Source organism: Streptomyces ipomoeae 91-03, from assembly GCF_000317595.1.
GTDB lineage: Bacteria > Actinomycetota > Actinomycetes > Streptomycetales > Streptomycetaceae > Streptomyces > Streptomyces ipomoeae.
The window spans coordinates 1-10,346 of the sequence record NZ_AEJC01000169.1 but is presented as its reverse complement, the minus strand read 5'-3'; the positions used below and the strand labels follow the sequence as shown (position 1 = coordinate 10,346).

Below are 10,346 nucleotides of genomic sequence, written 5' to 3'. Positions count from 1 at the left end.
CGGATGGGCTGTGGGAGATCGCGAAGCCGCTGATCCCGCCGTCGAAGGTGCGGCCACAGGGCGGCGGTACACAGGACACGCCTGATGAGACGCTGTTCGCGGCGATCATCTACGTGCTGGTCAGCGGTTGTGCCTGGCGGGCTCTGCCGCCCTGCTTCGGCATATCGAAGTCGACCGCTCACCGCCGCTTCCTGATCTGGTCCAGAGCCGGCGTCTGGGGCCGATTGCACGAGGCTGTGCTGCACCGGCTCGACGACGCCGGCCTGGTCGAGGTGACCCGTGTAGTCCTCGACACCGCCCACGTCAGGGCTAAAAAAGGGGGCGAACACACAGGTCCGAGCCCCGTGGACCGGGGCAAGCCGGGTTCCAAGATGCACATCCTGTCGGACGCGAACGGACTGCCCCTGGTCGTCGGCGTCTCGGCCGGCAACACCCACGACAGCGAAGGTCTGAAGCCGATGGTGGCGGGTCACCAAACGAGACACGACCCCCATCGCGGCCGGTACTTCAAGCCTCAGCGCCTCCACACGGACAAAGCCTACGATCGACCGGACCTGCGGAAATGGTTACACGGCAAGCGCATCGGAGTCCGGATCGCCCGCAAAGGCATCGAGTCCAGCGAACGGCTGGGCCGCCGCAGGTGGGTGATCGAAAGAACGATGTCGTGGCTGTCCGGCTACCGCAGACTCAGCCCCCGCTACGAACGTAATCCCCGCAACTACCTGGCCTTTCTCGGTCTCGCCGCGGCCTTGTGCTGCTACAAGCGCCTCGTCCGCCTCACCACGTAGGACACGGTCTTAGACGTCGTCTCATTTGGAGCGCGAGGTAGTCTGCACCGTGTGGTGATGGTCGAACGCATGGTGCCGGATGAGTTGTGGGAGCTGTTCCAGCGGGTTGTTCCATCTGCTCCATTGAGGCCGCAGGGCGGTGGCCGGCGCCGGTACGGGGATCGCGAGGTGCTCGCCGCGATCATCTTCGTGGCCACGACGGGCTGCACCTGGCGGCAGCTACCACCGGTCTTCGGCCCTTCAGGACCGACCGCGCACCGGCGCTTCACCGAGTGGAGTGCCGCCCGGGTCTGGGCGAAGCTTCACCGCCTCATCCTCGACGAGTTGGGCTCGCGCGGAGAGCTGGACTGGTCGCGATGTGCGATCGACTCGGTGAACATGCGGGCCCTGAAAGGGGGGACCTGACAGGTCCGAATCCGGTGGACCGGGGCAAGAAGGGCTCGAAGATCCACTTGATCACCGAGCGGACCGGTTTACCCCTCTCGATCGGGATCTCCGGCGCGAACCTGCACGACAGCCAGGCACTCGAGCCGCTCGTGCGCGGCATCCCGCCGATCCGCTCCCGCCTCGGCCCGCGCAGACGACGGCCCGCCAAGCTGCATGCGGACAAGGGCTACGACTACGACCACCTGCGCCGATGGCTGCGCAAGCGAGGCATCCGCCACCGCATCGCCCGCAAGGGCATCGAGTCCTCGACCCGACTGGGCCGGCATCGCTGGACGATCGAGCGCACGATGTCCTGGCTGGGCGGCTGCCGACGTTTGCACCGCCGCTACGAACGCAAGGCCGAGCACTTCTTGGCCTTCACCGCCATTGCCTGCAGCCTCATCTGCTTCCGCAGACTCGCCAAATGAGACGACGTCTAAGGCGCTCAGGCGCTCGCCGATCCCGCCCGACGCGGCGCGACGACGGTTCTGCGGCGGCGTCTGCTGAGGCTGTCGGTGCAGGTGTGGTGGCATCCGTACTGGGCGACGGACAGTGCGGGGCCCGGCGACCGAGTGGCCCTGCGCGGCCGGGCGCGGGAGCTGGAGTCTGGAGCGCGGTAGGTGAGCGGCACGGCCGGATACCAGTCGGCGGCCGGGCCCGTTGCGGCCGAGATCACGCTGGCCTTGCCCGACGGGCAGGAGTTCTCTGGGGCAAGTGGTGTGGCGCGAGGCGGAGTTCCACAACTCGGTGCAGCTCAGCGCCGGTGTGACTGACGCTACCGGACACAACAGGTGTGGCGTCATCGCTGAATCGAGCGACAGCGCCATCCCGGTGGAGGCATTTTCAGCCCTGGCAGCCGCACCCAGCGGCGCTCTTGGCCTCGTTCACAGTGACGGAGGGGCATGAAACTGGCGACCTCGCGCAATCGGGAGCCGCGTATTCCTCAGCTGCTGAGGGCTAGTGGTCACTGTGAGCGGTCGCCGGGGGCATAGTGGCGCCAGGTTCCTCCGGCCTCTTCGGCGAGACGGGCTGCCGTGTCGTCGTTATAGCCGAGCATCCGGGCGACCACCGGGGCCGGGCCCTGGAGGACGACGGACGAGGAGACACTCCGGCGGGGCACCGCCCCAACCTGCCGGTCGCGCCCAGGCGGTAGGTTCGCCCGGCCTGCCGGGGCGTCCCCGCCGCACAGGGCGCCACCAGGGGGAACGGCCCGCCGATCAAGTTGCCGTAAGCGCCCCTGGGGCCGCATGATGCGGATCCGCACCGCACTTCATCCCGGGGGGGGGGGATCTATACATATGGGCGCTTCGCTGCGCGCTCTGCGCGCCCTCGTCCTGCTCGCGGGCTTCTACCTGCTGGGCGTCGTCCTGCTGGCAGTCCTGGCCGGCATCGACTACGCCGCCATCAGGAGCGGGCCGCACGCCACCGCCGACAGCATCGTCGTCTTCTCCGTCGTCCTCGCGATCCCGGTCGTGCGCGGCCTGTTCATGCTGCGCACCCCCAAGGCCGAGCCTCCGGCCGGCATCACCGTCACCGTCAGCGAGGCCCAGGAGCCCGCGCTGTGGGAGGCCATGCGCGATGTCGCACGCCAGGTCGGCACGCGAGCGCCCGACGAGATCGTGCTGACCGAGCACGTGAACGCGGCCGTCAGCGAGGGCTCCTCGCTGCTGGGCCTGCGGCCCGGTGCCCGTCGCCTCTACCTCGGCCTGCCGCTGATGATGGGCCTGGACGAGATGCAGCTGCGCGCCGTACTCGCACACGAGATGGGCCACTACGCCAACTTCGACACCCTCCTCACCCCGCTGATCGCCCGTGGTCGCGCCCAACTGATACGCACCGTCGCCCACTTCCACGAGCGCTCCGACAACAAGCAGGCCAAGGAGCGCGAGAGGCAGGAGAAGAAGGCCGCCAAGCGGGCGGCCAAGGGCAAGAAGACCCTGATGGTCGACACCCCGGGCCTGGGTGCTACGTACCGCGGCATGGCCAAGATCTACACGGCGTACGGCAACTTCTACATGCGCGCCACGCTCACCACCTCCCGCCGCCAGGAGCTCGCCGCCGACCTGGCCTCGGTCCGGGTCGCCGGACGCGACTCCGCCGCGTCCGCGCTGCGCGAGGTCAATGCCCTCGGCTCGGCGCACGCGTTCTACATGAGCTCGTACGCACCCTCGGCGTCGGCGCCGTCTGCTGCCCCGGCCAGGCGAGGTCTTCGCGGCTGCGCCGACTCTCGACGCCGCTCGGCGAGCTGGAGGACTGCGCCGGGAGCTGTCGACCGAGCCCGCCTCCCCGTACGACTCCCACCCCTCGCTCGCCGAGCGGGTGGCCCGGATCGAGGCCCTGCCCGACGACGGCCGCGGCCGACAGGCAGCGCGGCCCGCTCTGGAGCTGCTGGCCGACCCGGACGCGGTGCTGGCCGCGCTGGAACAGGCCGTCCTCACCCCGGAGGCGCTCGCGCTCAAGCGGGTGGACTGGGAGGACCTGGTCCACGAATCGATGACCTTGTACGTCGCCCAGGGCACGGAGGACATCCGTGAGGCCCTCTCCGCCGAGGGCGCGGGCCCCGACCTCCAGGCTCTGCTCGACGCGATCGACGCCGACCCGGCCGTGCGCTGGCGGATCGCCGACCAGTTCCCGAAGTCCGAGCAGGCGGCGGCCGCGACCGGCAGCGCGGCCCGCGCGTTCTCCCGCCTGGCGCTGCGGCGGGCCCTGAACCAGCTGGTCACCATGGAACTGACGGCCCGCGGCGCCGCACGCTGGCAGCTGTCCTGGTCCGACTCAGCCACCCTGCGCTATCCCGCCGACGGCTTCGAGGACCAGCTCGGCCTGGCCCTGGACGCGGCCGTCGCGGACCAGCCCGACACCGAATCCCTGCGAAAGCTGGTGCTCGCCCCGTGACCGGCCTCTACATCCTTGGCGGCATGCTGCTGTTTCGACGTGTTCAAGTTCCTGCGCGGCGACTACGTCATCCGCAGGGCGAAGCGGCTGGAAGGCGAGATCGCGACGCTGAACGGCTGCCGCCGAAGTGAGCGTGCCCACGTTCCCCGAGGTTCCCAGATACGTCAGAAACCCGCCACGGGGTGATCTTGAGCTCCTGAGCGGGGTCGCCCCGTCGCCGCCGAAGGTCGCGTGGGAGCGCCCGGAGCTGCGGTTCACCACCGTCTGACTGGGCGCGGCCGGCCGGACTTCTCGCCCCTCGGCAACGACGCTTCCAGCACAGCCCATGGTTCGTCCGTCAGATCTCCATGTGCCGCGAACCAAGATCGTCCCATGGTCAGGATCTGCTTTCGGCACGCGCCCCGGCGACCCGGCGTCAGTGCTGGTTCACCGGAAAGACGGCCGCCGGATCGCAACGCGCCGGGCAGGCCAGCAGGTAGACCTCGTTGCCGAGGAACAGGAGGTAGGCGTCGTCCCGGATGCTGTAGGGCTGCACCGGGGCCCCGGGGTGGACGCCGAACTCCTGGTACTCGGGTACCTGACAGAGGAACGCCATCTCCGTGCCGCACGCGCACCGGTACCGCTCGGGCGACTGCGCCCAGGCCGCCGTACCACCCACCTTGAAATGCACGTCGAACGGCCTGTGCGCGTCCACGAAGGGCCGCACGGTCAGGGGCAGGGCGCGCACGGCCGGTTCGGGCTCCGCTTCCGGCACCCCCGGGTCACGCTGGAGCAGCACCCGCCAGAACGAGCCCGGGAACGGCGGCTGCTGAGCCTCCCAGAACCGGGGCACGAGGCGGCCGTCGGCCGTCACCGGGTCGGACGCGTCGTTGTGGTGGGCGCAGTGGAAGACCGACAGGTGTTCTCCGCCGAAGAACTCGATGTCGTCCGGCAGGTCCAGTTGGAAGAACAGGGCCATCCGCTCGCCGCAGAAGCAACGCGGCCACTCCTGGTCGTCGTCGAAGTAAGGCCACCCGCCCACCGAGTTCCGGGCCGGCCGGTCCAGCGGTTCGGTACCGGTCTCGACCCTGTACGCGGGCAGCGGCGCCCACATCTCCTCCACCGCGCCGTCGCTCACCGGGTGCCCCCGGCCGTCCGGTCGGTGTCCAGGTCGCCTTCGAGGACGGTCCGGGTGATCAGGGGGCGGTCCCACAGGGCCAGGAGCTCGTTGGCGAGATCGAGGACCGGCAACGGGTGCTGTTCGCCCTGCACATCGATGGCGGCGGCCGACAGGCTCCGGGGGACGGCGCCCGCGTCGAGCAGGACGCGCCACTCCTCGGGGCCGAGGCTCAGGTACTCCAGACCCGTCAGCCCGGTGATCTCCAGGGGATCGGCCAGCGTGCCCGGGGAGGCGGTGAGTGTCCGCAGGCGGGGGAGGCCGGCGACCGGGGCGAGGCCGACCGGCTCGCCCTTGCGACCACCGATCCGGAGCACCTCCAGCTCGGGCCGGGCGGCGGCAACCATGCCGCCCGGGCTGTGGGTGCTCACCTGGGCCACCACCGGCGGACGGTCCCAGTCGTCGTCCGAGCGCCAGTCGTCGCGGTGGTTGACCACCATGTCGGTGAGGGAGTCGGCGCGCAGTGCGGCCCCGATGCTCCGCTCGTGGTCGATCATGATGACCTGCCCGGCGTGTCCGCCCGGACCCGGTGTCAGGTCGAGGGCCAGCCGGTCGCCGCCGCCGTTGTCGCCGAAGGCGATCCAGCCGGGCGAGCCGACGAGTCCCTGCACGGCGGCGTCCGGTGCGGTGACGACCGCGTCCTTGGCGGCGAACTGCCAAGGGCAGGGACGGGACCGGGCGTCCGCGATGTAGAGCCCGTCCAGGGGAAAGAGCTCACAGCCGACCGCTTTGCCGACGCGTTCCTGCGCCGCGTAGTCGCCGCTCCAGTCCTGCCACCGCGCACGGGTGACGCGGTAGAGGGCCTTGAGCTCGTCGGGCAGCGTGACACCGAGGCGCGCCTCCGCTGCGGCTATCTCCTCCTCGGTGGCACCGATGGCGTCGGGGAGCCGCTCGCGAAGGGTCCGCTCCAGCAGCGCCAGGTCCGCCGACGGCGCCGGCGCCGCCCCCGGGAACTCCTCGGGCAGGCGCCGTCAGGGCTCGGGAACGGCGCCCTCGACCAGGAGCAGGGCTCCCACGAAAGGACTCCTGACGCCATGCTCCACGGCGGGCCCCGCGTCGATGACATGGAGCACGGTCTTCCCGTCCGGCGCCGTCTCGACCATGTACGAAACGCCGCTCGCGCCGTCGGCCCTGAGGGCGGCCTGGACCCGTTCCACGGCGGTGAACTGGTCCTGCATGTCTGCCACTTGCAGGGCTCGCCCTGGCACTGGGCGCGGCTGTTGCGCGGGCAGGGTCCAACTGCCGAGACTGATCTGGCCCGTGAAGCAACCACCCGGCGCGGCAAGCTGCTCCGCGTGGGAATCCCGCACCAGCCGCAGCAGCGGCTCCCAGGTCGCGAAGTCATGTATCGAGGACAATGGCGCTCTCCGCTCGGTCGGTTGGTTGGCCGGCAGCACTTCTGATCACTGTGTGCGACGCGATCCTAAGACCGGCCACTGACACTGCCGCTCCGTCTGATCTACTGCCTCCCGAGACACGGAGACCGGGAGAAGAGCGATGGGTGTTCTGACCGACTACTTCCGCGCACCGAACGCCGCAGCGGTGGTGCAGTCGCTGGAGGAGACGGACGGCGGATCCCCGCTCCACGCGGAACCCCCGGTGTTCGACGGAGTCGACGCCAAGCGCGTGGATCCGGTCGTCGTCCTGGGGCAGCTGGTCGCCGCCATCCGCCGGACGGAGTGGCGGGTGGACCTGGTGGAGCAGACGACCGTGTGGCCGACCTCCCCGGAACCGGGTCCGGACGGCCCCGAGTCTGAGGACGACCCGTGGGCGACGGGACCGTGGGTGTCGGAACTCCATCCCCTGGTAAGGGACACACTGGCCGGAGTACGGGACTCCGAAGTTCCAGCGGTCGTCACCAGATGGGTACAGGCGGAGGAACTCCAAGGAGCGAGCCTCGAGGAAACGCAGCCACTGGCCGAGGAACTCTTCCTTCTTTCCAGACGGGCTCACGAGGCCGGTGAGCGGCTCTACTGCTGGATGTCACTGTGAGGCCGCGCCGCCGCTGATCGTTCTTGTCAGCCGCTTGCCGCGAGGCGGGTGGCATGTCGACCCCATGCCGGATTCGTCTGCGCAGCCCACCCCGAGGACGGCTGGCTTCGTTGATCTCCAGGAACAGCGTTCGGCGACCGGTTCTGGAGGCATCCGGTGATCACGTGGTCACGGATCTCGATGGGAGACGGCGGCACTGTCGTGTCCACGAACGGGGGACGGCCATCCTCTCCGTCAGAGCGGCCGACCCTCGAAAGGGCCTCCGGAGAGGGGCTCGAACGTCGTGCGAGGCGTTCAACGCCGGCTGAGCGGAGGGTACTCAGGGACCCCGCGGCCCGGGGCGGCCCGGCCGACACCTGCCCCGTCTTCCCCGGCAAGCGGTACCTCGACTGGCAACTCGACGACCCGGCCGGGCAGGGCGTCGAGGCCGTATGCCCCATCCGCGACACGATCGAGACCCGCGTCCGGGTGCTGATCTCGGAAGTGGCGCCCGGCTGACGGCCCGGTCACTCGTGCTGGTGCAGGGCCCTGGTCAGCTGTCGATCAGCTCCCCGGGCAGCCTCCAGTTCGCCTTCGCGCTCCTCCAGGACCGCCTTGAGGTCAACGGTCTGCTGTTCCAGGCGTGTGATCGTCCGCTGAAGTTCCTCGACATCAGCGGGAGCACCGAGGCCGGACTCCCGCCAGACCTGTTCCCCCAGCGCCTCGGACAGACGCTTCTCCAGCTGCTGGACGTGGGCGACGAGCCGGGCGTTGCGTGCCTGCGCGTTGGCGAGGTCGGCCTGGAGCGAGGAACGGCTAACAGGCGTGGCGCCTGCCGGATCCTGCGCGGCGGGCTCGACTTCAGCGGCATGGACCAGGGCGAGCAGGTCCCGGTGACGGTAGAGGAACGTGCGGTCCACCCCGGCCTGCCGGGCGATCCCGGAGACACTGATGGGCGAGCCGTTCCGGGCCGCGGACTTGAGGGCGCCGGCCACCCGCTGGCGTCGGCGGTCGGTGCCGTCCTGGCGGCCTTGGCGCATCGTCGTCATGCGTACTCCCGGGGACGGACGCCGGGCACTCGGGGGCGACCAGAAGATGCACGGTCTGTATCCGGGCAGCCAGAGGGTGCCTCCCACCGGCCGGATGATCCTCTACCACCTGTCCGACCTGCGACTACGGGTCACCAGCGCCACTGACCCGGCCGTCATCGCCATCACCCGCGGCATCCAGCTCCACCTGCTCGACCTCCTCGGCCTGGAACCCACACAACCCCGCCGGCCGCAGACCTGAACGAACTGCCCCCGGAGCAGGGAGCTGATTCCGCCCTCGGCCACCGGTGAAGGACGGCACGGCTGCAACGATGCCCCGGTGAACCAATTCTCGTATTTCAGCCTCGGCCCTGGTCATGACCGGCAGCATCTCCCGGAACCCAGGCAAGCCGAGCCCGGCCAGTGGCCGAAACTGGAGGCTGCACTCGCTGTGGTCAATCGCGACCTGACAGCGACCCTGCCGGGCCAGGACCCGCTGATACTGATGGTCGCCCCGTCCTGGCAGCCTGTGCCCCCGAGCGGGATCGACAGGGATCAGGTCTACGTGGCGATGCCGGACGGCCGTTGGCACGGCAACCCGGTCAATGCGTGCGACGTGGAGGAGGGCGACCCGCCGGAGCCGGACGATCCGACAACGGTCCTGACCGTCGTCGCGGATGCGGCGCAGGAGACCATCACCGAGCTGCTCTGGCAGGCCTGGCCGATCTGCTGGGAACACAAGATCGGAATGCATCCCCGTCCCGCCGGGACCGCCGACGACGGGTACCAGGGCGAAACGGACGCGGCCGGCCCACCAGTGTGGTGGTGCCGGGGCAGCCAGGACGGCGACTGCCACGACGTCTCCCTGGTGGGCGAGTTGGCCGCCACCCTGCCGGGAAAGCAGCGCCGCGCACTCCGGCGCAGCGAGCGAAAACGAGACGGTCGCCAATAACACCGGGCCAGACAACTGCGCGTTGCCGCCGGAATTCACCATCGACTGCCACCCGCGAAGTACGGACCTAAGGGCTGTCCCGTAAATGATCTACGGCATGCTGGTTGACCTGCTCGTTTCCCGTCACTCGGCGAGGGTGAGGTTGTGCAGGCGGGCGATACCGAGCATGGCGTGGTGGACGCCGTCGCCTTTCAGGCGGCAGTCGCGCAGGATCTTCCAGCTCTTCATCCGGGCGAATACGTGCTCGACGCGGGCGCGGACCTTGCGGTGGGAGGCGTTGTGCTCTTCCTGCCAGGCCGGGAGTTCGGCCTGGCCGCGTTCGCGGCGGTGCGGGATGACCAGGCCGGTGCCCCGGTAGCCGCCGTCCGCGATCACGGTCGTCTTTCCGACGGCGTCCTTTGCGCCGGACAGTTCCCACGCCTTGCAATCGTCGCGGTTGCCCGGCAGTGGCCGGCCGACGGCGACGACGAGCCGGGTGTCGGCGTCGATGACGACCTGGTGGTTGGTGGAGTACCGGTAGTTCTTCGACTGCTCGGCGATGCTGTGGTCGCGGGTCGGCACCAGGGTTCCGTCCGCGATCAGCACGGTGTCCTTGCGGAACCGTTTGCGCTGCTGGAGCGCGAGCGACGGCCCGAGGCGGTCGACAATGCGGTCGGCCGCCGACTTCGATACCCCGAACAACAGGGCGAGCTGGCGCAGGGTGAGGTTCGTGCGCCAGTACGCGGCGACCAGCAGGACCCGGTCCTCCAGCGGCAGGCTCCAGGGCCGGCCCTTACGGACCGGATCCGCGCCCTCCCGCCGCAAGGCGGTGATCAGCTTGCTGAACTGACGCGGACTCAGCCCGGTGAACGGGGCTATCCAAGACGGCTCCGACGCCGTGATCACACCAGCCACACCAAGATCATCTCACCCGTGACCAGCAGTTACGGGACAACCCTTAGCCGACCCACCGTCGACTGACCCGCATCGGTCGACGCGGTCGGTGACGGCTTCGGTCCTCTCCGGTCCCCCGATGGCTCAGGGAGGGTGCGGACTGGCATCGCAGGCCGCCCAGCACCCGAAAGCACCGCTGACGATTGCGGCGAGCAGATGACGACTCGGGCAGGTGAACGCAGCCAGCTTCGAATCGG

11 protein-coding genes and 2 pseudogenes are annotated in these 10,346 nt (G+C 69.7%); 8 read left to right on the top strand and 5 right to left on the bottom strand.

What is annotated here, in order from left to right:
- Both STRIP9103_RS46235 and STRIP9103_RS48325 read left to right on the top strand, forming a co-directional pair.
- The coding region (locus STRIP9103_RS46235) for an IS5 family transposase (RefSeq protein ID WP_199790532.1) at positions 1–788 on the top strand (788 nt) is incomplete at its 5' end.
- 57 nt (positions 789–845) lie between these two features.
- Positions 846–1,642, top strand: a protein-coding gene (locus STRIP9103_RS48325) for an IS5 family transposase (protein WP_411572397.1) whose coding sequence is annotated in 2 segments (ribosomal slippage) — positions 846–1,181 and positions 1,184–1,642 — 795 coding nt in all. Because the reading frame shifts where the segments join, the coding sequence is not laid out codon by codon here.
- A 536-nt stretch (positions 1,643–2,178) separates the two neighbouring features.
- Here the strand turns inward: STRIP9103_RS48325 and STRIP9103_RS49845 are convergent.
- Positions 2,179–2,334 (bottom strand): hypothetical protein, encoded by a 156-nt coding sequence (locus STRIP9103_RS49845; protein ID WP_009307914.1) that lies wholly within the window; start codon positions 2,332–2,334, stop codon positions 2,179–2,181.
- A gap of 178 nt (positions 2,335–2,512) precedes the next feature.
- Between STRIP9103_RS49845 and STRIP9103_RS10930 the strand changes: the two genes are divergently transcribed.
- Positions 2,513–3,748 carry a M48 family metallopeptidase gene (locus STRIP9103_RS10930; protein ID WP_009307919.1) on the top strand — a complete coding sequence of 412 codons (1,236 nt, stop codon included), beginning with the start codon at positions 2,513–2,515 and terminating at the stop codon, positions 3,746–3,748.
- Entirely contained in the window at positions 3,708–4,109 is a 402-nt protein-coding gene (locus STRIP9103_RS53070; RefSeq protein WP_324605657.1) for a hypothetical protein, read from the top strand. Before STRIP9103_RS10930 ends, STRIP9103_RS53070 begins: the two co-directional genes overlap by 41 nt.
- Positions 4,110–4,524: 415 nt before the next feature.
- Here the strand turns inward: STRIP9103_RS53070 and STRIP9103_RS10925 are convergent, their stop codons facing one another.
- Together STRIP9103_RS10925 and STRIP9103_RS10920 are read right to left on the bottom strand one after the other, a co-directional pair.
- Positions 4,525–5,226 carry a hypothetical protein gene (locus STRIP9103_RS10925; RefSeq protein ID WP_199790530.1) on the bottom strand — a complete coding sequence of 234 codons (702 nt, stop codon included), beginning with the start codon at positions 5,224–5,226 and terminating at the stop codon, positions 4,525–4,527.
- Positions 5,223–6,623 (bottom strand): annotated as a pseudogene (locus STRIP9103_RS10920) (SMI1/KNR4 family protein). The gene STRIP9103_RS10925 and the pseudogene STRIP9103_RS10920 overlap by 4 nt, the downstream one beginning before the upstream one ends.
- 139 nt (positions 6,624–6,762) lie before the next feature.
- Between STRIP9103_RS10920 and STRIP9103_RS10915 the strand changes: the two are divergent.
- Together STRIP9103_RS10915 and STRIP9103_RS51395 are read left to right on the top strand one after the other, a co-directional pair.
- Positions 6,763–7,257 (top strand): hypothetical protein, encoded by a 495-nt coding sequence (locus tag STRIP9103_RS10915; protein WP_009307915.1) that lies wholly within the window; start codon positions 6,763–6,765, stop codon positions 7,255–7,257.
- Between the two features lie 342 nt (positions 7,258–7,599).
- A pseudogene (locus STRIP9103_RS51395) lies at positions 7,600–7,755 on the top strand (phosphotyrosine protein phosphatase); the annotation flags it as partial.
- 8 nt (positions 7,756–7,763) lie between these two features.
- Here the strand turns inward: STRIP9103_RS51395 and STRIP9103_RS10905 are convergent.
- On the bottom strand, positions 7,764–8,285 hold the full coding sequence (locus STRIP9103_RS10905; protein WP_009307921.1) for a DUF6262 family protein: 522 nt from the start codon (positions 8,283–8,285) through the stop codon (positions 7,764–7,766).
- On the opposite strand from STRIP9103_RS10905, the gene STRIP9103_RS10900 reads away from it, so the two are divergent.
- Positions 8,284–8,526 carry a hypothetical protein gene (locus STRIP9103_RS10900; RefSeq protein ID WP_234022172.1) on the top strand — a complete coding sequence of 81 codons (243 nt, stop codon included), beginning with the start codon at positions 8,284–8,286 and terminating at the stop codon, positions 8,524–8,526. The genes STRIP9103_RS10905 and STRIP9103_RS10900 overlap by 2 nt on opposite strands.
- 78 nt (positions 8,527–8,604) lie before the next feature.
- Positions 8,605–9,216 (top strand): hypothetical protein, encoded by a 612-nt coding sequence (locus STRIP9103_RS10895; protein ID WP_048820075.1) that lies wholly within the window; start codon positions 8,605–8,607, stop codon positions 9,214–9,216.
- Positions 9,217–9,339: 123 nt separating this feature from the next.
- Here the strand turns inward: STRIP9103_RS10895 and STRIP9103_RS10890 are convergent, their stop codons facing one another.
- Positions 9,340–10,110, bottom strand: coding sequence for an IS5/IS1182 family transposase (locus tag STRIP9103_RS10890; RefSeq protein ID WP_009307918.1), 771 nt, complete (start codon positions 10,108–10,110; stop codon positions 9,340–9,342).
- Between the last annotated feature and the right edge of the window lie 236 nt (positions 10,111–10,346).